Here is a 23,330-nt window from a genome sequence, read left to right on the forward strand (position 1 = left end):
AGAAAAAAGCGATTTGGAAGGTCTCCAGGTTAACCTTTGCATTGGCTTTCAATAAAACTGGATCGGTGTCCTTGCTTTATTCGGTCATTTTTTTTTGCCATCCAATGAAACTAAGTCAGTGTCATTGACTTATTCCCCCGTCCAATGCAATTCAATGTAACTGAACCGTTTTCTTTGAATCCGACTTTTGTACTTGAAAGGAGAAACCCTATGAATTTTCGCATATTTATTCTCGCAATCGGCACCTTTGTGATCGGAACGGAAGGTTTTATGATTGCCGGCCTGCTGCCCGCTCTTGCCCGGGATTTGCATACCTCCGTATCCGCGGCCGGGCAGTTGGTCACCGTGTTTTCCATTGCCTATGCTCTCGGCTCTCCTGTATTAACGACACTTACCGGACTTGCTGAACGGCGCAAACTGTTGACGTATGCCTTAATTATTTTTGCCCTTGGAAATATTCTCTGCGGTCTGGCGCCCAGCTACGGTCTCATTCTCGTCGGACGGATCGTCGCTGCCGCAGGCGCTGGACTCTTTACACCGGCAGCCAATCACAGCGCATCCATCCTTGCCGCTCCAGGAAAGCGGGGACAGGCGCTTTCCATCGTCATTGGCGGGATGACCGTCGCTTTAGTCTTAGGTGTCCCGCTCGGGAATTGGATTGCCTCGGTATTTGATTGGAAAATGACCTTCTGGTTTGTCGGCATTATCGCCTTGATCGCCGCCGTCTGCATTCGCTTGTTTTTTCCCGCCATTTCGGCACCCGCATCCGTCACTTTGGCAGAACGGCTGTCTTTTCTGAAAAACCCGACCATCCTGACCGCATTATCGATAACGCTGGCCTGGGCTTTCGGCATTTACGTCGTATACACCTATATTGGCGATATATTTGGCAGAGTCGGAGCCGGGGAAAATACCATCACGGTTATGCTGCTCATTTCGGGAATCGCCAGCTTTCTGGGCGTCAACTTCGGGGGGTTCGCTGCAGACCGGTACGGTCCTGCTCGCACCATCGTATTGGCGCTTCTCCTGCTGATGGTTGCGGTCGTTGCCTTATCCTTCTTCAAGTCTGTCGCTCTCGGCATAGCTGCGATGGCTCTATGGGGTTTCGCCGGCTTTGCGTTCAATCCAGCGCAGCAGCACAGACTGATTGGGTTATCCGGAAAAGATTCGGGGGTCGTGCTTTCTTTGCATAATTCCACACTTTATGTGGGAACGGCTCTCGGCTCCATGATTGGCGGCCTTGTTATCCAATATGGATCTGTCACCTGGCTCGGAATCGTCGGAGGGGCTGTCGTCCTTATCGGGCTCATCGTATTTCTGTTCACCCGGCGGCATGACGAGCTAAACCAAAGGAAAGATCTCTTCTCCCTAAACGAATAAGAAACATGCAGCACTGGAATACACCGTTGCGCTTCATATTCTTACGTGGATGGCGTTGGTCGCAAAAAACGCCAAGCTTCAGTAACCTCCGATCAGATTGCGGCCAGCGCCTTTTTTTATAAGGCGTATATTGAACAACTTGGAAATGTTATGGAAATGCGGAAAGTGCTACGAAAGCCCAATTGTCGTAAGCAAGCATTGCCGATTTTTCGACAGTAACGATGACCCATAATTAACGAAAAAAGCCGCAGATGCGCGGCTTAATAAGCATGTATGTTCTTGTCATCTTACACGCGGCTACTCACATATGCGATCCCCGTTTTCTTTCCCTAATTCCATGTCCGTTGGAGCATTATGAGGAGGCTGCCCCCCCTTCCTCTCACACCACTGTACATGCGGGTCCGCATAGACGAAACGGCCCGTGCCGAAGCCGTACGAGCGTCACAGCGGGCCGTTTCGGCCGTTCGGTCTGATTGCCGCGCTCGCGGCCCTTGTCTCCGTGAAGAGCCTCACCGCATCCCGAACGCTACCGAATGCGGATTTTGCGACGGCCCGACTTCACGGCAGGAAGGGGAGCGATCTCCGGAGCCGCCTCGTCGGCTTCGGTCATCCACCGCGCGAGCGTTTCAGCCAACTCCTTGCGCACGTCGGCGAAGGCGTCCAGCCGGACGATATTGTTCATCTCGTACGGTTCGACCAGCAGGTCGTACAGAAACTACTCCTCCTCGTACTTGTCGGAGACGGCGTCCCGGCTCCCGTTCCGGTCCGTCAAGTCACACCGCTCCGTACGGATCGCCTGGCCTACCTGGGATTCGCTGATCTGCACGAACCTTCCTCCTGCCAGTCGGCGTATGCCCCGCGCAGCAGCGGCAGCACCGACCGTCCCTGCATATGCGACGGTACGGGGATGCCGGCGGCGTCGAGCAGCGTCGGCGGCCGCCCTGCGGTTGTGGGCGATGCAAGCGATCTTGTCGGCAACCGCTTGTTTGTCGGCGCATGGTCAGATCGTCTGACGGTCGTGATAGTCTCGATAGCGCAATTTCGGCAGCAATGCCGGAGGCAAAGCAAACGGATATACCGGCGACAACTACGCGACGTGAAACGTCTGCGTGCGCCGGTTAAAATGAATTAAATGATGGTGGGTTGTGGTGAATTTCGGAGAGGATCCGCTTCAAATAGATGACGAGTTTTTTTATTTTCCGAACAACTTTTTCAAGAAACCGCCTTCCTTCTTCTCCGGGCGAAGTTTCTTTAGAGTCTCTTCACCTAGTATAAGGGCAGCTAATTGATAAAAAAGCTGGTCAAGTGATTCTTTCAGATCGTCCGTAACATGATCCCATACTGAAGTTCCTTCCATAGATATTTCAAGCATTTTCTCAAATAACGGCAGATAATAAATTCGTTCAATACTGTAAGCAGATTTTATTTGCTCACCAAAGCTTTTCTCCAATTTCTGGTTTGATCGATTGCAGATCAGCGTCACTCTATCAACGGAAACATTCTCGAGCATTTTTTTATAGTGCCGGAACTCCCGATTCACGCGGACAGGATCAAACGAGGTGACCAGAAACAGATGGTTTGCCTGTCTCAACACCAGCTTTTCTCTTTCATCGCAAATATTTGAGGAAAGATCATAAAACAAAATCGGTATTTGCCTTGCCATTCCAACGAGTTGCGCTGTTTTCATCACATCCCAATCCTTTACATCTTCCCCCTTGTTTCGAATTAAGTAGGTTACATCACGAATCGTAATATCATGGCCGGTTGAAATTTGAGCATCTATTTCGATTTGATGGTGCCAGCTCCTCCAATTTCCTGTTTCGCTTACGATAGGTTTGGCATTTAAAAAATCGAACCAGGAAGGCTTTGAAAAAGGAGATTCCAACATTCCAACATGTAGCCTCAGTTTGGCTAAATATTCCAAAAACACTTTTCCGAAAGTGGACGATCCTGAACATTCGAAGGCTGATGCAATAACGATAAGTTGCGGCGGAATGAGAAGCCGCTCATAGATGGGAACTGTTGTTTTGATAACCTGGTGTTCCGTTTTTGGAACAACGCCGGTTTTAATAATTTTTTCTGCTTCCCGCTCCCGCTGTTCCTGTATCAAGTCTTCGGTCGCTTTTCGTATATTTTTCTTAAACTTTTGGATGTTTTTGAACTCAGGAGGTTTAGTAATTTGCCGTATGAAGTCGTGCGGAATAGAGCCGTCGTTAAATATATCGAAAATGGAAAAGGTCGTCAGACGGGCCAGAAATAAGTCATCATCCGGACGCTCACAAATGAAAATAATTCGAATTTGCAGGCTGAAATCTCTTAATTCATCAAAAATGACTTCCCATTCTTCGTCTGTTCCATCGGTTCCAATCAAGTCCTCCCCGACGATAACCATATTTGCGCTTGTTTCAGCGACACGCTTCAATAGAATGTTCCTTGTTGCAATTTTCGAGACAACCTGGCCAACCCCGTTTTGTTCAAGATCGCTCTTTAAGATTTCGTCAAGCTCCTCATTTCCGGTGCCTATAATAATTAGACGCTTCTCATCCATGTCTATCTTCCTTTGCTCGGTTATGTATTAATCTGCTGACAGTTGATTTGAAATCTTCATAACTGACATTCTTATCGGAATAGAGTTGTCTATAAGCTTGATCCAGCATAAAATCCCACAAAGTTTCGGAAACATGCAAAAACGAAGTTTCCATCTTGGATACCTGCTCCCGGGATAATCCAAGTTTTTCAGCAACCTCTCCTTGAGTGAAGCCTAATCGAAGCCGCAAGATTCGAATGCATTCTGCTCGAGTCGATGGAAAAAATAAATGTTGAACCCTTTGTTCTCCCAACATCAGAACCTACCGACCTCCAGAAATAAAATAGACGCACTCCCCCATTGGGGGATGTGCGTCCTTCGCGATCACTTGATTCTAATTTTATTTGACCCGAACTAAATCGAAATAATCATGAATGGTTTTATCAATGGTGATAGGGACCTCTGTAGTCTTAACCACTCCGTTTGTATACCGGGCTTCAAACCGGAACCGATAAGCCCCGTCCGACAGTTGGTCGAATGTCTCTTTCCACATCTCTCCCGACCAGTAAATCCGATTTGAGGACGACAATACGCTCCTGTCACCGGTCTGGAGCAATGTAGCTGTAACCTGGTTTGCAACGGTTGTGCTTCCAAGAGTGTCCGTAGTTGAAGCATTTAGGATGAACTTTTCACCAGCTAAGAAGCGGGACTTTACCCACGGACTCTCTTCGTTCCCCGAAACCGATAAATTGTACGCTTTTCGGTTGCTCTCCCATTGCGGTGTATGATTTACTTGGCCGATTATCGTCAATTCACCGACGACAATCGTTTTTGTCACGGACGCTGGTAGGCCATGAGGGTCGGTCACCGTCAAACTTACGACATAAGCCCCAGGACGTTTAACGGTATCGCTCCCCAGTATGGATGTATGTTGCGAGTTGGCCGATCGACTGTATCCGCCAGGTCCAGTAATCGTCCAATTATAAGTCAAAATATCCCCATCCGGGTCACTCGACAAATTGGTGATCGTGATTGTGTCCCCTTCCCATGCCGGTTTAGGGGCCCAATCGAAATTCGCATTTGGCGCCTGATTAATATAGAACCAGGTTTGTGGCGAAAAACTGGACCATTCATACCCATCGAATACGCGGACCCATACACGCAGCTTTTGCCCCTTTGGCATCTCAACCGGAGGTCTGTAGCTTCCAATTGTGGAGCTTGTCCCCTGCCAATATTGCCCCGAATCATGAATGACCCACGTATTGGCCTCATTAGTAACCTGCAGCTGGAAGTACGTAAATACGGTACCTGGATCCAGATCGGTTTGAGACCACTGAAAAGTCGGCTGCGGATCGTTAAACTTGGTCGGATTACTTTCCGTTCCGCCGGGCACAAGCATGACCGCGGTCGGAGGGCGGTTGATAAAGAACCAAGTGGTCGGCGACCATTCAGACCAATCCGTTCCGTCGTAAACACGAACCCGGACTTGTAATTTTTGGCCGGCCGGAAGGGCGCTTGTCACCGTCCATCCTTGAACCGTTGCCGGAGTTGGTCCTTGTCCCAACGAATACGAGTCAAAAATTAAGCCACTCCATTCATTGAGGATCTGTAATTGGAAAGCCGAGAAAAGCGTTCCGGGATCAACATCATTTTGGTTCCATTCAAAGTATGGAGTTACCGTCGTGACGATCGTCGGGGCGGAACTTGTTCCATCCGGAACACGCATCGTTGCCGTCGGTGGTGTGTTCGCCGGTCCCTTTACATTGACCCAATAACTCACTTCGTATGGAATGGATTCGGCCCCCCATTCATCAATCGATTGGAGGCCCACGATGTAATTCCCGACCTCTTGTGGGCTGACCAGTTTGCCTTCGTGCAGCACTCCGCTTGGCGTAATGTAATAATGCTTCCGATCCTTGATTCCCCGGTCAGTCGCATAATTCATTCCGGGCGTTTCTGGTCCGGAATACGTCCAAGCATTTTGCCAACGGTCAGGATCATAATCTTGGTAGTCCCATACAAATCGACCATCTGATCCTTGGACCAACGAGAATAACGAAATCGGTCTACGATGCACCGTAATGCGTTTCGAATAGGCGTTCGAATCCTTCCGATAGGCATCGAAAACGTTACTTGGCGTCAAATAATTCGGATGCGGATCGTCCTTAGCACGTAACGTCACGTCGTAAATCCCGACCGCGTCAAAGTTGACTTGAGCTGACGAGAATGTTTTGCCGTTAAGCGTCGAATATCCCTGATTGTTTAGGAACTTCGGTGTATGCGCGATCGACCATTTATAGGTGCCCGCCATCGGGTCATTCTCCGGATCGGCAAACTTGACATTGTCGTACTTGACCTCGGCAAATCCTTCGTTGTAAATCGCATAATCAGTCAACCATTCTACTCTATTCGGCAGCACGCCCTTGATCGAAATCGAACCAAAGCTCGCGTACGATTTGTTGCTGAATGGCCCAAACTTACCCGACGTGTACGTTTCGTCCGTAAAATCGAAGTACGGCACGCCATTTACGGACAGCTTGATGGTCGATCCGCTCGCGATGAGCTTGAATCCGTAATCGACCCGATCCTGCATCGAAAACCCGATACTTTTCAAAACAGACCGAACACCGGAAACGTATTTTGAAATGTAAAGGTTACTTCCATCAACTTCGACCGCATATCGGTTCGTGGGATCCTGCATCCGGAACGATATCCCTGCAAACTCATTATCCGCCTTGGCTTGTCCCAAGTTGAGGGTGAAATTGATCTCCGAGTTGTCGTAGGTACCCGGACTGACAAACTGCCCCAACCGAAATCCGGTGCTTCCGCTTGTATTGACCGCACCAACATCTAAGAAGACGAACCGGTCGCTTGTGCTGTAACCTTGTGCAGAGCATCCCGAACAACCGCTTTGATCATGCCCGCCATACATCGATAGATAAATTCCGTCGCCGACAAACTGGCCATAAATAAAGCTCCGGGTTTTCGTGGCACTATAACTTCCGCCGCCACCGCCACCTTGGGATCGCTCCGAGATGAATTTATCATTGTGCCAGTCATACCTTTCACAAGTACCGCTGGCGGTGTAGGCGCACCATCCCGAACCTGTCGCTCCTGTCGGAGTCATATAAAACGGGCTTTGCCAGTTCCTAAACATGTACGATAGCTGCGGACCACCCCACTTTGCCCCCGAACCGTCCAAGGAGACAGCTTCGTAATACGTGGTCAATTCACCACTTGTGCACCCATTACAGTAATAGACCGAAAATGATCGCGTATAGACCGTCATCGTAAACGGATTATATGCCATCAAGGCATCGTTCTCCTCCGGCTGGTCCCACGGGCCGAGTTGGGAGTAATTGGACTGCTGTCCACCCAACTTGGCCGAAACAATCACTTGACCCGTTGCCAGATCGAACTTAACAACGTACAGCCCGGATGGCTGGTTAGGGTTGTGCTCATGATCAAAAATTTCACCGTTCGACGGTCCATTTGGGTAAAAGCATTTGACTTGGCGATAAACAATCGGGTTGCCCTCATCGTCGTAGACGCCCCCTGCGAATGGGTTCCCAACCGGCCCTACCCAACGGCAATCATAATCCCTTGCCGTGTTGTCAGTGACCCATTGGCCATTAATGTTGTTCTTATACGTCTTCTTAAAGCCGTAAAGGGGGATGGAAGGCTGAGAGAACATTCCCGATGTGACGACGTCTCCGGCTGGCGTCAGTTCTAAATAATAGTCGCCACTGCTGTATCCGGAGCTGAGGAACAATAAATTGTTTCCACGAGTCCTTATCGTCAAGTAACTTGTGCTCATGATTACGTTCGCCGGCACATTCCCAATATAGATTTGATCGAGCCACGGATTCGGTCCCTTGACTTTGACTGACGGTATCGGATGGCTTCGGCCATCGTCAATCAACGATCCATTGAGCGCATCGAATTGCGCGATTGCATAAATCGGATCCTCGTACGAGCACCAGTAGCTTCCATCACCGTCCGATCCGTCGGACCACGTACATTCGGTGCTATACCGAGCCATGTACGGAACAAGAATTTTGTCACCGGCAAGCTGGGTTCCGAACTTTGTAATGGAAGGGGACTCATTTCGCCACCCGTCGTAGTATCCGCCACCTTTATACAAAATCGCTTTTTTGGGGAAGGCCAAGTCGATCGCCGTCCCCCCATTTTCGGGGAAGGCCAAATCGTATGGGTTAACGCCATCGTCCCAGTAATGCTCGAGCGTTGCCGTATACGACCACCCGTCGCCAACCATCTTTGTTGCACTGCGGTACTTAGGGATGCGGGATTTGTTATAGGCGAACAATGTACCTTTTATGTTATAGTTCGCGTCTCCTCCACCCCAGAAGTAAATGTGCGTCTTGGTCGACTGAATCGGCGTATTTTGGTTCATAAACTCAATCGGCGTCAACGGTGTCGTCGGGTCGATCGGCGTCTTCACCACGTACTTCCCGCCGACCTTCGGAGGCAAAAGGAGTGGTTGCCCACGTGATGCGTCCCTAGTGCCCGGCAGTATTCCCTTGTATGGGGATATGCCGTTGGGCCCGAATCCCCCGTCACTGAACGGGTTAAAAATCGGGTACATGTCGCTTGGAGCTCCGGGATAACTCTTAGACTTGGTATTGGGGTAATAGAACTCCAAACCTTTCCCCAGACCGGCTTTAAGCTTTCCGTCAGCTGCGGCCCACATATAGTTTTTGTTGGTGACCTGATTGTTTGTGTTCGTTTCGTACAACGGCCATCCCAGAATCGTGCTTGGACTAAACGGAATCGATGGATTCAGCGGCGGCTGCTCGTTTTTACCGCTAATATCGAAACTGACCTCCGGAGCCAAGTTGGTTACGTCGAGCGTCAGGCCGACATAGGCTTGTGCGCTGGTGTCTCCGCACGCTCCCCAATCTTCACAAACTTTCGTATAGAACAGGTACTTGCCGACCTTTGTTGGCCGCAGCTCCGTTTTTGTCAGATCACCCGAAAGGGTCTGCCACGGATCGTCCGCAAATCCGTTGTTGTTGCTATCGTACTTGTACTTGTACTCGGCCGATACGATCGTATCCCCATCTTCGCTGTACGAATTGTTGAAGATATCGAACGTCTGATTTCGCAATCCAAAAGGCGGCACATTGAGCACCGCGATCGGCGGCTTGTCCGGAATGACTTTTAAGGTGTGGGACGCGAATCCTTCGGATCGCAGGCCCGCGGAGTCCGTGACCCAAAGCGTAATGATCTCGTCGCCGGGGGTTGGATAGGTCGCCCTCTTATTGCCCCACTCGTCTTTGCTGTGGTCGATCGATCTCCCTACCGGACTGTAGCTCGCACTCGAGTCAAACGGCTGCGGCAATGGCCGATTTTGAACCACTTGCGACGGCCCCTTGATTACGGGAATTGGCGCCGGCGCCAATACGTTCAGCGTCGCACTTGCCGAGCCGGTTCCGCCCATTCCATCGCTCGCATATGCCCAAATGGAGTGCGAACCCGTGACGTCCGCCGTGGAAATATTGTTATAGTCCAATTCCTTCGTACCGAAACCGTACTTGGACGGCAGACTGCGGATCCAGCTCGAGCTGCTGCCAGCAAAGTCCCAATTCCAAGTTACGGTATCTCCGTCGGGATCGTTTGTATCTACCAGGACGAGGTCGACCGGCTGCCCCTGGATGACTTGCGTCACAGGCGTCGACCGATCCCCGCGCTTAAACCACTTAATTTCAAGCGTCGGCGGCAAGTTGCCGCTGTTCACGACCGTCAATGGCTTCGTTTTGATCCAGCCGGTCTCCCCGCACGTCGTATGAATTTTCAGACTTACGTCCACGGTGCCAACCGCGATCGCCGGCAGATACTTGTACATTTCGTACGTCATCGTCAACGTTCTCGTTTTCCCATTCACATCCGGCGACCGATCGACCTTTCCTGCGCGCGAAAACTGAAATTCATGCTTGGTGTACGTGCAGCCTGGGATGGTCACGGTGATGTTTTTGGGGACGATGTCGAACGGGTCGCGATAATTGATCGTGTTCGGAATGATGTCAAAGTCCCCGTCGATTCCTCCCCCGGCCGCGCCGCAACCGCCGGCAGCTTTCGCTTCGTACGTAAATGACTTGGTATTGTTGCCGCGCAGCACTTCTTTGTCTTTGCCGGACAACAGCGCCCCATCGGGGTCGAGCGACACGTTAAAAGTCACATTGCCAGCCGATGGCGGCGTATAGTTGAAGTTGATCGTCTTACTGCCGCCTGAGTTCAGGCTGCTGTACGTTTCTTCAAAAATAACCGAAGGGCCTACTTTGACTTGTGCCTTAAACGGAGTTGTGATGGACTGCTTGCCGTTATTGCTGAAATAGAACGTGTACGCCCCGGCAGTCCCGGCCTCCGTACAGATCGGACCGTTTGCAATGATTCCGCCAAGGTCGGGCTCGTTCCCGGTCGGACCTGTTGTAACACGGACTTCCATATAGGGGTACTTGTAGACGGTCGCTTTTAGACCAATTTCCCACTGGTTACCCCAGCGGTTGATTTTGCCTAATCCGGGTATGTCATCGCCCTTGTCGTCGGCACCAACACTGAAATCCATTTTTACCTTAAATTTAAAGTTCAATGTCTTAGGGTCTAATGTGAAAGTATCCATCCCTAAATGTGTAGATAAACTTCCGATCGACGTTATTCTCACTTCATTTGAATCAAAGGTGACATTTTTCAAGTCGGATAAATTAAATGTTTCGCCAGATGAAACAGACATTAATCCCGATCCTTCAAGTGTCCCTTCTCGCATAAAAGTACCTTGCGCACAAGTACCATCCAGATACTCCCTAACATCGGAGGGAAAGGGGCCTACAGCGTTATAACATGATGAAGGGGGGCCGGCATCAAAGATATTCGGTCGTGTACTCCTGTGCGTTCGACTTCCATCAAGGTCGTACATCCAAACAACCTTGTTCGGGTCTCTAAACCACTCGAAATACCCGTATGGCACGGAAAGTGGACTAACTGTGTGGGCATCCATTGACTCCGTGCTTTGCACAACCCCAACACTATAAGATGTCCCCGACGAAGGGGAGAGCTGACGTATCACTGTATTACTTTTCAAGTCGATCAATTCAACTTTCTGGATTCCCTCGTAGCCACTTAAATCCACAGTGCCCCCATCAAAGGAAACGTCGGAGGATAGATAATATTTTCCTGTCGAACTATTGAACGCTACAGAGGGAGGTACGATATCTTTGACCTTAAAACTGGTCGGATCAGTACCAGCAGCAAAAACGCCGTCGTAAGGGTGTATGAAAGGCAGCGTTAGGATAAGTGCAATCATGAAAAGGTTCAAATATTTTTTCAAGCACTAATCACTCCTCGGACAAACTATGGTCGACCCTCGAAGAATAAAGTGGGTGTACGACTGTCTGCCCCAACTCAACAGCTGCCTGATTGTAAATCGCTATTCTATCCAATCCATCCTTCTGATCTACGGTAAGCTTACCTTTAGGAATAAAAAAGCCATTCACAAAATTAATATCGTTATGTCCGGCTTTTACGTTTCTGACAGCAGCAACAACGTAAAATTCATTTTCCGGGAGGTACTCCGTAAACAAGCCGAGCTTATAGGGCTTACCTGCATCTTTTAACTCCTTGGATTCCCCTTTATAGTTAACTAGTAAACTTGAGGTTCGAAATCCTCTTACATCAACGGGGGAATCTACCACTAACTTATTAAAAGCTAGTAATGCGTATGCACCGGTCGGATATTCTCCTATCCCTCCCTCAATTACAGGGGTAACGCCAAGTGTCTTCCAACGGACATTCTTTGGAATAAGAGCGCGATTAGGATCATTAGGATCATCGAGGTCAATAGCAATAATTTTCTCGATCTCGGAATATCCATTCTCAGCCTCAAAGCGCATCTTACTAACGTCTACATTTCTCCCGTGATCCAGATAATCTCGCAGAAAGTATTGGGGCATCACGGTAAAAATATTGGTCTTATGCCATTCAATTTCGGCGTTCGAGGTTGCGTACTTATCTACCGGGAGCGTCTTCCCGGCTTGAAGCGCCAGAACTCGTTCGATCGACGTGACCGATTGGGCCCGCGTCGTTTGGCCGAGTGGCGCCAATGTTCCGGCGTCGTCCATCCCTTGGATCAGTCCAACTTTCGTGGACTCATACAAGGCTTCGCCCTCGGTCATCTCTTGCTTATGCCACTTGCTGTTGACCGCGCGCACCGAGATTTTGGCCATATCTACTCGAGCGATCGGCAAATTCAACTTGTCGACGGGGAATTCCGTTTCGGTAATGAGCCCTTTTTCCAAAGCAGCTGCATAGTACGGCTTGAACCACTCCGATCCGTCCGCCTTCTGGGTGATCGGGAGTTTGTTGGCCGTCACGACCATTTTGAGATATTCCGCTCGAGTTACCCCTTTGTCCGGACGGAACGTATTGTCTTCGTAGCCGTCGACGTATCCTTTTTCAACGGCAAGGCCGACAGATTCCAGTGACCAGTGACCGTCCATATCCCTAAATTTCGAGCTCGCGGCATTGGCCGTAAACGCTCCGCCTGTCAGCAATGCCGTGATCGCGGTAACAAGCACTGTCTTTTTCCACATGGCTACTCCCCCTACGACAAGGACGGCGACGGCCGCCCAAGCCGATTTCTTTTTTACGAATGGCATGAGTCTTTTCATGAATGTCACCTATTTCGTTTGCGGTTGAGACATTTGCCGCTCAATCATTTCTTGGATTTCTTTCATTCGTTTATCGATCTCTTTCTGAATCTGATCCGAGGTCTTTTTGTCGTCAGGCAAGTCTTGTTGTACGGGGGCCTTTACGCTCATGATCGTTTTCGAGAAACGATTTCCGCCGACTTGCGCCATCGGCGCGTTCAGCACAATGGCCAGATTCCCTGGTGCCACAAAACCTTGTTTTGGGATAATGACCGCGGGGGTATCGCCCGGTACATTTCGAAATACCGTCGCCGTTCGGGATAAGATATTTCGGTTCAAATCAGTCACATCGCCAGTAAACCCGGTCACGTCAGGCACAACCCCTATTCTGTCGTCATACTGAATAGGATCGTGATTAAAATCGACGCGGTGCTTGAAGTACAGTACATAGGATTTTGGATAATGCTGCACCAATGGGCTGCTAATGGGATCCGAAAGGTTAAACCACCGTAAAGTCCCCAGATCGCCGAGCAAGTCAAGATTCGGATCATTGGGGTCCTCCAAATCGATCGCCACGATGCTCTCGACGGTGACCTTATACAACCCATCCGGGGTTTCAAGGCTCATATTCAGCGGGTCGAGCGGTATGGTTGCTTCCCCACCTAATAAGTCAGCTGCGCGGCTCAAGATATTGGATCCGCTCTTGGCGAGCTCCGCATTGGATACGGCCTTCTGATCAACCTCCAACGGAACCCCTGCTCTGGCTTTCAAGATTCGATCCACAATCGTTACCGACTGCGCCCGGTTTGTCTTTCCGCTTGGAGCGATTTCCCCATATCCGACACCTTGAATAAGGCCCATCCGGACAGCTTCCAGCATTGCGGATCGATCATCAATCGCTCGTCCCTTGAATTCGTCCGAAGTGGCGCGTAACGCCATCTTTGCCATTTCAACACGCGATATTGGATTATTCAGATCTTTTTGTTGAAAATCCGATGGCAGCAAAAGTCCGTTAGCCATTGCTGCAGTAACATACGGTGCATACAAATCCGAACCCGGATTTACCTTATCCGTCGTAAGATGCGTCGCCGTTACAACCATCTTCACGAACTCCCCCCTACTCAGTTCCAATTCGGGCCGAAACGTACCGTCATCGTAACCATCGATGTAGCCCTCTATGACGGCGTTTACAACCGATTCACTGAACCAATGCCCCTCCACGTCCGAAAATGTTGCTTTGGATGCAATGCTTGAATATGACGGTAGAACAGTCAAGGCCAAAGCAGCTCCAAACGCCACAAAAGATTTCTTCATAAATAAACCGACCTCCGTCTTAAAGAAAATCAGAAACCAAAAAAGGACGTACTGATACCGCAATGGGTATGTGCGTCCTTCGCAAATTAATCAGATTCTATTTTTGATTAAGTTGTCCCATTATGGGAAAACACTCGAAATAATGGAACAAATTAAACACCTATTCCAAAGATAATCATATCATAAGTTCCTTTGTTTTGGAACAAAAATCGTTATTGCAGTAAGTAACTTTAAATTATCAACCAAGTCCAGCATCGGGCAACTGCAGTGCCCCTGGGGGCGACGTTTCTCCAATTCTAACTTTCGCCGCGGATATGGTTACCTGCCGCTCGTACAGCTCTTCCGCTTTACCGCCCAGTCGTCGTACATGCAGCCTTGGCGGCACATAATCAACCATCGCCCAAATGCTCAGTATATCAAAACTGGCTCAAAGCTGCGTTTCCGGACGCCGTCGACCGGTCATTGCACTTCCCGTCAATCCAGTCGATTATGCTAACAAGCGCTCGAGACGTACCAAGAAAGCCTGCTCGTCGCACGCGAGCAGGCTGAGCAGCGCCGTCCCACCAGTTACGTGTTCACCCGTCTTGCCAAACCGCACCTCCACGTCAGTAGAACCGTAATAGTAACCGAACCGGTGCAGCCGCCCGGTTTTGCAACCCACAATCAAAGGCGTACGGGCCGCTTATGCCGAGTCCGGCCGGCCTGGATTCGGAGCGCGTGCTTGATCGTGGCCGTATCATGTTCATGAGCAATAGGTTCCTGTTTCCCACGGCCAGCAGCAATCTATAGCCGCTTATCCAAGTATCTGTAGACGGCCGTCTTAATTTGAACTGGCTTGCTTTCTGTATTCAATGGAACTTCAATTAGTGCGACAACGCTTGGACCGAACAATTGTTCTCTGACAGTAATAGGACTGCCACGGTATGTTGTATTTTGAACGAAACTGTAAGGATATATTGGCCTCCCCATTGGGTCATGAGGTACTTTATCATCACCTACAAAATATAAACCGACGACTTTAATTTCGCCACTAAACACGGCGGTATTTTTTGGAGTCATATCAGGATTTAGTCCAAGATTATGAATGAGGCTTTCGCGGAATCTGATAGTCCCAACCGGTTCGTCAAAAACGATGTAACCCTCTGCTTCTCTAGACTTATTGAGAACTGCAGCATCGTGCGCAGCTAGGATTACGGCTCCGTAAGATCGCACTTCTCCGAGCATAATCATTCGATCTTCAGTATTTACCTTGAAGATGGTGACAACAACAATCATATATGCAATCAGCTTGAATACGACTTTCATATCGTATTCACCTCGTCTCTTTCGATTAAGGAGTGCGGTACTCTGTATTTACGAAACGGTAACTTACGATCGGCTTATCAATGACTCCGCCGAAGAAAATGAGAATCGTTCGAGGATACGTGATTCTCAGCTCGATTTTCTCATCACCAGTCCCCTTTACTTTGCGCTGAGACATGCTGAGCGTTCCTTCGAACTGGATATCCTCCCGCTTCATCCCGCGGGTACTCTCGAGATAATCTTTCACTTCGTTTTGAATTTCGTCCGTTATATACCCGTATGGCGGCGCCTTCAGAATCGCTTCCGTTAATGCCATTTCCGCGTACATCTGATTCTTCGTATCTGCGTGGTCAAGTATGACGGCAACGAGAGTAAGACCAACGATCAATAAGTAGAGAATCATTTTATAGACAAATTCCATCACTATCCCCCACTAAAGAAGGGAGGACCGTAGATCCTCCCTTAAGGTGTTCATGCGTTTCATGCAGGCCAACCGAATTATAGTATTGATCTAGCAATAGTAGATGACGGATCATGATATTCTGAAGCCGATCAAGCTTATTTTTGATAAGCACTGACGGTATCATCAACCCGTTCATTCGCTTTCGTGTGAGAATTTGTGATTTTCGCGACCAACCCCGTTGTCGGTGCGAAGATCAGTGTCATAATGAGAAACGCAGTGATTCCAAATCCCAAAATCTTTTTCCATGTCCAGACCATTAAATAACTACCTCCTAGTAATTGATATCAAAGGAATACGCCCACATAAAAAGGGCGAGGATACCCCAAAGTGCCGCCGCGGCTACCCCGCTAATATTCACTAGAGCGAGTACCTGGTTTATGTCTTTTTGTCTTGTTTTGTAGCTGGCTGTTTGCTTTTCTAGCAACGTTTCCTCGTTCTCTCTCAACGTCTTGCCCGCCTCTTCATAACCAATTTCATCGAGCTTATCCAATACAGAACAAATGAGCTCTATTTCAGCATTTTCCGGATAACGCTCGCGAAAGTGTTTAAGAGCGAGGGAGCGATTCTTCCAACCGTACTCGAGCAGAAGGAGGTCCTCGCGAAGGATCTTAAAGTAATTTTGATATTGCCTGATGATCGAAAGCACGTTGCGTTGTTGGGTTTCGCTTACTTCATTTCGAAGCAGCTGGATCAAAACGGATGTTTCGCGGCCAACCCGATAGTTATGGACCCGCTGAAACAATGGTGCGATGAAAATATTGAAAATGGATGGATACTGCTCGTTCGGCGATAATGCCGAAAATAAAGCCAAAGTAGCGATTATCGGGTAATAGAGCCCTCCCTCGCTCACGATGAACCATCGAAACAGGATCAGAATCAATACGATTAGGCAAATGACATCACGAGTGATTTTGAGCCGTGCTACATCTAACCATCTCGGCAATCCCATAGACGCGAGCAGACGATCCCCCCAGGCACTGGAATACCAACGACCAAGACGCTCTGCTTTGTCCTCGATCTCCAAACGTACGTAAATCCGTACTTCATGGAAAGCGAGAAGCCGTTGCCCGCTTCCGATCGATGAATACATAAAGATGACGGACATGACGGTGGACAACAAGCCTCCGTAAAGCAAAAGGCTGTATATGTTCAGTTCGATCCAACTGCCGAAGTCACCAAGCATCTAACTTCTCCCCTTCGCAATGGAAATGATCGTTTTGCATCTGGCCTTACCGGCTTGCCGTCAAAGATCAAATTTCCGTCTGGAAATTAGAATATTAACTGCAATTCCAGCAAAACCGAGAAGGATGGCCAAAACGAAAATGTTCAACTGCGACGGAGCTTCAAAGAGAAACTTTCTAGCCATTCCTTCAGGTATAATCCCTTTGGTGAGGTAATAGGCTCCGTAGAGGCACGGGAAAGTGGCAAGTCCGATCTGAAATATTTCCCGTTTATCTGGTCTGTCCTCGTGATTGACTCTTTCTATAGCATGCATTTTTTCAATAAGTGATCGGATCCCAACCCGGATATCTTTGTTTTCTCGCCGTTTGCTGTCTTCGTCGATAGTCATTCCCAGGGATTCACGCAGAAGGATACAGAAGATTCCACAGAAGCGGGTTCCAATCTGATGTTCGAATAATTGGATTTCATGATCTGCCTTAGACCGGCTACTTGATTGAAGCGCTTGGATCAAACTGTACGTCATATTGCGAAATACGGGGTCTTCGACGCCATCAACCATTTCATTAAAGGCAGCGTAGGCGTCCCGTTTGAGCAGGTAATATTTTTCAAAGTCCTCCGTGAATTTCAGCAACTGATGACTGAGTTTTGCCCTTCGCTGCTGAAGAACCGCATGAAGAAGCAAAAATGGAAAAAAACATGCACATGTTCCAATCAGGAAAGAGGCGCCAATGCCAACTTGGTCGTACGGGAGATTCGCGTCCCATTTTCCGTAAACTTCGAACAAATAATTCCCGATCACAATGCCTATGAGAACACTGAAAAATAGAAATACGAATGTGCCTAGCTTCGCTGCAGAAACGGGCATTTTGAACAATACTTGCAGGTGCATCGAAATATACCGAAGAATCCGATTTCTGAAATCTTCATTCGCATCTATACCTTGACCATGACCTTCGAATCGACGATGGTATTCTTTATACTGTCGATACAGCTCGACCGCTCGTAAAAACAATACGGATGCAGCCAAAACCGATCCGATAAGAATCAGTGAACCAGAAATGATTAGCCAGTTGTTCGAAAAGAATTCGATAATATGGAGGTTCACCCTTTCTCCCCCCATGTTAACGTGCTCGAGCGGAGTTCCTCTGGAATCGGCAGGTGAGCAGCAAGTCTACGAAGGGTTTCCATCCCCTCCTCAAAAGCGGCCCGATCCCTCTTCCGCATATTACGCTGCAGCGTCGGGTGAATATCCGCATTCCAACACCATTGTTCCCCGTCGAACCACATGATTTTTTTACTCGTAACTGACATATCGGTTGCATCAAAATGGATCTCGGAAATCTCCGTATTCCGCAGGGTCTCGCTATCTTCGTCGACCTCAAACACAAAAACAAAATCGATCAGGTTAGCGTAGTCGGTCAACGAAATTCGATAGTTTAACCCTTCCGTATGCCTCAGCTCCTTACGAGCCAATGTACCCGGAACATTGGTCGAGTCTTTTTCGTGCATGGTCGTCATAACAAGCCCGCGTGTGTTTGCGCATGCCTCTTTGTACATCGGCGCTTCGACTTCCCGCACTTCGCCGATTACATAGATTTGAGGGTCCATACGAAGTGTGCGAGGAAAGACCAATGGGACCATCGTTTTGTCATCCCCAACAAACTCCGTGATGTCACGATCCGGAAACCTCTTTTTTAAATCCAATTCCCATGCATTTTCCGCAAGTACGGTAATAAGCTCGGGACGTGTCTCCATGAATAAGGACAAAATGAATGTGCTTTTGCCTGTTCCGGGTTCACCAGTAAGAATGATTTTCGACCCGCATCGAGCTATCATCCGGTAGACAGGTATTCCTGCTTTGTCTATCGTTTTTAATTCAGCCTGCTGTTGCAGAGTGAATTGCTCAAGCACATTTCTCCGAAAAACTACAGTTGGATGTTTACTCATGGGCGGGATCGTGATGACAACGCGTGTCCCGTCATACAGGTTAAGCTCGGCATACGGCTTCTCCCGTGACATGACGGCCTCATCTTCACTTCGCGTCAAGTTATTGATGAGGCGGTATACATCTTCGATGCTGTCGTACTGTTCGTGCGTCCGATGAGTCCGCTCGGTCGGTTTCCGATACCGAACCTCTTTCCCGTTCAGCCGGCATTTGCCGACAGTTGGATACTTCTCCATCCAGACACTTACACACCCGAACCCCCAAGTTTCGTGAAATAGGGCATCGACCAGATTCTCGTAGATTGCCGGGGGTTGGATTTCGTTTAGCTTGTATTCATCTATGATTTGTCGTATTAAGGTTTTGACTTCCTCTACTTCCTCGGGATGGCCTTTCGAGGCACGATGCGTCTGCGTCACATATTTCCGTTTCTCTTTATTATCTTTGGCCTTGTTCAATCGATCACTAAACCAATGATCAACGATTGCAATGGCCTTTTTGAAATTCTGCATCGCATAGCCTTGCCCTTGATAACCCGCCTGGCCATCATTTCCCTCTCGCGTGTAGTCCGCCAAGACATCGAAAGGGATTTCCTTTACACCTTTTTCAATCAATTCCTTCACTGCATCCATTACTTCTCTCCCCTTTACTGGCCGTTCGCCGTTTCCCGGGGGTTCCCCAACTGGTTTGTTCACTCATGCTAACCCAAACGTTTTTCTTGCAGACCGGCTGTGAGCCGATTCAGCCATGTTTTCTTTTCAGGTTGCGGGATAACCGGCAGTCCGTAGTCGTTGACAATCGTTTCCGCTAACCTCTGAATCCCCGCTTGAGTGAATTTTTGATCCATCGGATTCGGACCAGGCACATAAGGCAACTGGAGGACGCAACCGGCCTGCAGATGATCGCTCACCGAGAGTTTTGCCTCGTTCCCGAAACCGTCAAAATTGTAAATGAACGAGTTATGGCGTAGATCGAGGTCAAATTGATACCGGATTTGCGGAACAAAAGCATAAAACTCCTTCATTTCCTCCCGTTTTGATGTCGCGACTAAGTATTTTCTCTTGATTTGCTTCAAGGCAACAAGGGTCATGGAGTTGTCCCAATAGGGATACACAATAAAGATCGTTAAATCAAATGCTGCCTGAATTAATCCGTAAATCTGCTCCAATTTGTGTGGATGAAACCCACGGGCATAGTCAATCTTCGGATTGCCTGCGATATAAAACAAATTGTCCCGCTTCGCCTCCGCAAGTTCTTTGATTCGTCCGGAAGAAAGGCCGCCAGCCTCAAACTCTCGGTACAATTGATTCAGTCCCTGCGAATGGGATGTAACGTTGTACGGATCCAATTTGACCAAACCAATGTGGGCGCTCGTTCGTTGCGCGATCCTTTCGCTAAGCGCTTCGGAAATAAGACAGACGCCGGACTTCCGATGGCAAGCTATTAACGATAGCGCAGGTTGTAGGCGCCCCTCATACCGCTGCGGGAAAAGGAACTTCTCGACCTCCTCCTGGATCCCTTGGTCCGATCGATCGACCAGAAACGGGATTCCTTTCAGCGTGCAGAGCTCTTTGATTTTCTCGTAATCGCTTCGGAGTCCGTTCCGGACGTCCACGATATACGCAACGTTATGCTTGGCATATTCGTTCGAATACGACTCCAGCTCGATGGCAGATACGTGGTCAAGAAGGAGAACGTCGCATATTCCAACGTTTTTTCCGTCCATAGAGAACTGCGCATCCGTTACACCGTTGATGTGCTGAATAATGGATACAATACGACTTGTCTTGCCAATTACTCCGACCTTCATTTGCTTACCACCCCGTTATCGACGGCCAGAATCAGTTTATAGCCTTCTTCGATTGCCTGTTTCAAGTCAGCATATTTCTTTTTCGTCAAGAAGAGTTTTACATTTTGCGGCTTCCCTGTCCCCTCGGACCGGTCGTTAATCCCTTCTGCGTTTCGAATTTGCTTATTAGCTGAATCGAACACATACCGGACACGCACGTTTTCGAAAAACGGCTTCGTCAACGGTCGTTCTTCTTTGTCGGGTACGACAGCATACGATTGGGACGTACCAGCCGTGGCAGTTATATTAATTTCAGCCTTGTTCGAAAAAAGGGGGTCTTGGGTAACCGTTCCTTTCACGTTCGCAGAATTTTGATTCTGCTGTTCGTACCACTTTCGGAGAGACTCTGAAGGCGTCAGCCAAACTTGACCGATGTCGCCGATCCTTCCCGTCCAGTCGATGACCTCCCACCAGTCATCCGGAATCGGATAGGCAATTTCGTCAGCTTGTGGGACAAGCACCGATTCTGCCACGTGATGAGTGGTCAAATACTCTCCGGGATACAGCGGTGAAACAAGCGTCTTTTCCAACACCTCCTTCATCCGATCTACCGTAATCATACTCGGGGTCACCGAAGCCTTAAGCACTTCCTTTACTTCGAAAAGCTCTTTAAAGTTGGCAGGAGTAATCTCGGTATACGTCTCGATCTTTTTTCCATCTTTCGGCGAAAAAACAAATTCCTTCGGAAGTAAACTTTCCCCCTTGAGAAAGAGTAGAAAGAACATTGAAAGTCCTGCAACGGCTATCAATATGGACAATAGAAACAGTACGTTTACTCTAATTTTCATGTGAGGCGGCTCCTTACAGAAAGTCCATATCAAACGGCTTTATTTTGACATCACCGGGGCCTTCACCGCGGACTGCAACTCGCCAAGCTCCCCGAAGATTGTCCATAAACTCGTCTACAACAAAAAGTTGCATGATTTCGGATGGAAAGCGTTTTTGGACTCCCACGATTTCTCGAATCGCCTCTTCGGTACCACAACTCCATACCAGGATCGGATCCATACTATTCGGAACAGGATTGAATAACGCTCCGTGCTCTTGAGCAGTAAGCAAGTATTGTTTGATCTTGCGCTCCATAAATCTGGCTGGCTTCTTATCCTGCTGTAGCCGCTCTACATACATCACCATTTTGCCGAGAGGAGTCTGTATGGACATGAGGGCCATTGGCGAATCGTAGTTGGGTGCCAAGGGCGGGTACCACATGAACCCGTCTGGCTGCAGGACGCCCTTTTCAACCAGACGGATACGCAGTTCGTTAATGGCGCAAAAAGGCAAGCAGTTTCGGATCGTTTGTGTGATGCGAATCGGATCGGGTACTTCCATCCCCAGACCGTACCCTAAATAATTTTTGGCTGCGATTCCGATCGACCATACATGCTCTCTTCCGTTGAACTGACTTTCGAACCTCCACCCCTCGTACCAACCGATCCTCTGGAGGTACCTTAAACGAGTAGCCAATTTATGTGCCTGCGGAAATACGTTGCGGTACAAATATCGAAGTTGTTTTTCGGTAAGCACTTTTGCCCTCGCCAATGTAATGGCGATTTCGATATCCTCCTTCGATATTTCGCCGCGGAGCACCCTATTGTAAATCGAGTCAAACGTAGTGTCGGGTTCTCGATTCCACTTCATTAGTTCGATCGTGAAAGTCGGATCATCGAAAAATGGAATCGTGCCGTCCCGCGCCTTCCAGATCGCAACCGGCATCGGGGCCGATTGCTGCTGATTAGATAATTCGGTACGCATTGTTCATCATGGCCGCATGATTGGCTTCTAGCCTGAAGATCAAAACTCGCCCACGCTTGGCCGATTTTTCGATTCGGGTGATTTCCGCAGTAGCTCCTACGCCGGCCGGCAATCCGTCGTGGAATTTTTGCCGCAAAAATTTGCTCAGGTTTCCGATAAAGGTGATTCCTGAAGGCAGCTCGCAAAAATAACTGTTTGCCCCCGGTGCTTTCCCCGTAATCTTGACACTGACCTTGTCACCGACATTATGATGATTCTCAATCTCATCCCAGAAGCGTTCTTTTCCTTGCACGACAAGCGCCCGGCGAGACAGGATGACGCGATATCCATATTCCTGGGAGCTGCTCACTTTATTTTTTACGAGTTCCTGCTCCTCGTCTTGCATAATCTCGGCCTCGGACTGCTCGAGTGAAATCGGCTCCGATTGGTCATCCTTCCGGATATCTTGAACTATCGCTTCGACTTCCGTTCCGACCGGTAGCTGATCACGAAGATTGCGAATTTTACGAACATCCCATTCGCTTGCAGGAATAATACATGGGAAGCCGCTCACATCGACAAAAACCAGGTTGCTGTCGAGAACGCCCGTGACAACACCACGGACCGTATCGCCTTTGCGTGTCACTTCCAGGAACTGATCGACGATACGCGGGATCGCTTCCCGCCGGCTTACCAAAACCACGCCTTCCGCTTCCATGATGTTCGTGACGATAAACGGTACCCGCGTATGAAGAAACCCATTAAACGTTCCAACTTCGCGATCCAAGAAGTCTTCTTTTTTGCAGTACAGGTTGGTGTTTTGGAAATTGATAACGATGAGTTCCTCTTTCTTCCCTCGTATTGTGGCTGTTCGGATTTGCTCCACTTTCCCATGCTGCACCCAGCGTCTTACCATCGATTCTCGCAAAATCTCCAAAACGTGCTGATTCATCCACACATCCTCCTCAGATTTGTGT

General features: G+C 48.8%; 17 protein-coding genes. 1 reads left to right on the forward strand and 16 read right to left on the reverse strand.

Features of this window, described 5'->3' with window-relative positions; genetic code table 11:
- The first annotated feature begins 210 nt into the window (after window positions 1-210).
- Window positions 211-1,380: an MFS transporter gene (locus tag PV407_RS13655; RefSeq protein WP_332090486.1), complete on the forward strand. Its 1,170-nt coding sequence runs from the start codon at window positions 211-213 to the stop codon at window positions 1,378-1,380.
- A gap of 526 nt (window positions 1,381-1,906) precedes the next feature.
- Here the strand turns inward: PV407_RS13655 and PV407_RS13660 are convergent.
- The 16 genes from PV407_RS13660 to PV407_RS13730 all read right to left on the reverse strand — a co-directional run bounded on the left by PV407_RS13660 (window position 1,907) and on the right by PV407_RS13730 (window position 23,305).
- Entirely contained in the window at window positions 1,907-2,062 is a 156-nt protein-coding gene (locus PV407_RS13660) for a hypothetical protein (RefSeq protein ID WP_332090487.1), read from the reverse strand.
- A 510-nt stretch (window positions 2,063-2,572) separates the two neighbouring features.
- The gene (locus PV407_RS13665) at window positions 2,573-3,928 is read right to left on the reverse strand and encodes a hypothetical protein (protein ID WP_332090488.1); all 1,356 of its coding nucleotides are present in this window, start codon (window positions 3,926-3,928) and stop codon (window positions 2,573-2,575) included.
- Entirely contained in the window at window positions 3,921-4,223 is a 303-nt protein-coding gene (locus PV407_RS29545; protein ID WP_442951654.1) for a helix-turn-helix transcriptional regulator, read from the reverse strand. Before PV407_RS29545 ends, PV407_RS13665 begins: the two co-directional genes overlap by 8 nt.
- Before the next feature lie 84 nt (window positions 4,224-4,307).
- Window positions 4,308-11,252, reverse strand: coding sequence for a PKD domain-containing protein (locus PV407_RS13670; protein WP_332090489.1), 6,945 nt, complete (start codon window positions 11,250-11,252; stop codon window positions 4,308-4,310).
- A gap of 7 nt (window positions 11,253-11,259) precedes the next feature.
- Window positions 11,260-12,513: an S-layer homology domain-containing protein gene (locus tag PV407_RS13675; protein WP_332090490.1), complete on the reverse strand. Its 1,254-nt coding sequence runs from the start codon at window positions 12,511-12,513 to the stop codon at window positions 11,260-11,262.
- An 87-nt stretch (window positions 12,514-12,600) separates the two neighbouring features.
- Complete coding sequence (locus PV407_RS13680; RefSeq protein ID WP_332090491.1) at window positions 12,601-13,884, reverse strand: S-layer homology domain-containing protein; 1,284 nt, start codon at window positions 13,882-13,884, stop codon at window positions 12,601-12,603.
- Between the two features lie 783 nt (window positions 13,885-14,667).
- Window positions 14,668-15,189 carry a hypothetical protein gene (locus PV407_RS13685; RefSeq protein ID WP_332090492.1) on the reverse strand — a complete coding sequence of 174 codons (522 nt, stop codon included), beginning with the start codon at window positions 15,187-15,189 and terminating at the stop codon, window positions 14,668-14,670.
- Between the two features lie 25 nt (window positions 15,190-15,214).
- Window positions 15,215-15,607: a hypothetical protein gene (locus PV407_RS13690; RefSeq protein ID WP_332090493.1), complete on the reverse strand. Its 393-nt coding sequence runs from the start codon at window positions 15,605-15,607 to the stop codon at window positions 15,215-15,217.
- 137 nt (window positions 15,608-15,744) lie between these two features.
- Window positions 15,745-15,906: a hypothetical protein gene (locus PV407_RS13695; RefSeq protein ID WP_332090494.1), complete on the reverse strand. Its 162-nt coding sequence runs from the start codon at window positions 15,904-15,906 to the stop codon at window positions 15,745-15,747.
- A gap of 14 nt (window positions 15,907-15,920) precedes the next feature.
- Window positions 15,921-16,832: a hypothetical protein gene (locus PV407_RS13700; protein ID WP_332090495.1), complete on the reverse strand. Its 912-nt coding sequence runs from the start codon at window positions 16,830-16,832 to the stop codon at window positions 15,921-15,923.
- Between the two features lie 60 nt (window positions 16,833-16,892).
- Window positions 16,893-17,936 carry a hypothetical protein gene (locus PV407_RS13705; RefSeq protein ID WP_332090496.1) on the reverse strand — a complete coding sequence of 348 codons (1,044 nt, stop codon included), beginning with the start codon at window positions 17,934-17,936 and terminating at the stop codon, window positions 16,893-16,895.
- A complete protein-coding gene (locus tag PV407_RS13710) occupies window positions 17,933-19,405 on the reverse strand; it encodes an ATPase, T2SS/T4P/T4SS family (RefSeq protein WP_332090497.1) in 1,473 nt (490 codons plus the stop codon). The genes PV407_RS13705 and PV407_RS13710 overlap by 4 nt, the downstream gene beginning before the upstream one ends.
- Before the next feature lie 68 nt (window positions 19,406-19,473).
- Window positions 19,474-20,583: a hypothetical protein gene (locus PV407_RS13715; protein ID WP_332090498.1), complete on the reverse strand. Its 1,110-nt coding sequence runs from the start codon at window positions 20,581-20,583 to the stop codon at window positions 19,474-19,476.
- A complete protein-coding gene (locus PV407_RS13720) occupies window positions 20,580-21,410 on the reverse strand; it encodes a hypothetical protein (protein WP_332090499.1) in 831 nt (276 codons plus the stop codon). The genes PV407_RS13715 and PV407_RS13720 overlap by 4 nt, the downstream gene beginning before the upstream one ends.
- 13 nt (window positions 21,411-21,423) lie before the next feature.
- Window positions 21,424-22,335 (reverse strand): hypothetical protein, encoded by a 912-nt coding sequence (locus PV407_RS13725; RefSeq protein ID WP_332090500.1) that lies wholly within the window; start codon window positions 22,333-22,335, stop codon window positions 21,424-21,426.
- A gap of 19 nt (window positions 22,336-22,354) precedes the next feature.
- Window positions 22,355-23,305 (reverse strand): hypothetical protein, encoded by a 951-nt coding sequence (locus PV407_RS13730; RefSeq protein ID WP_332090501.1) that lies wholly within the window; start codon window positions 23,303-23,305, stop codon window positions 22,355-22,357.
- Between the last annotated feature and the right edge of the window lie 25 nt (window positions 23,306-23,330).

The sequence above is a fragment of the Paenibacillus sp. GYB003 genome (assembly GCF_036577625.1).
Taxonomy (GTDB): Bacteria; Bacillota; Bacilli; order Paenibacillales; family NBRC-103111; genus Paenibacillus_AB.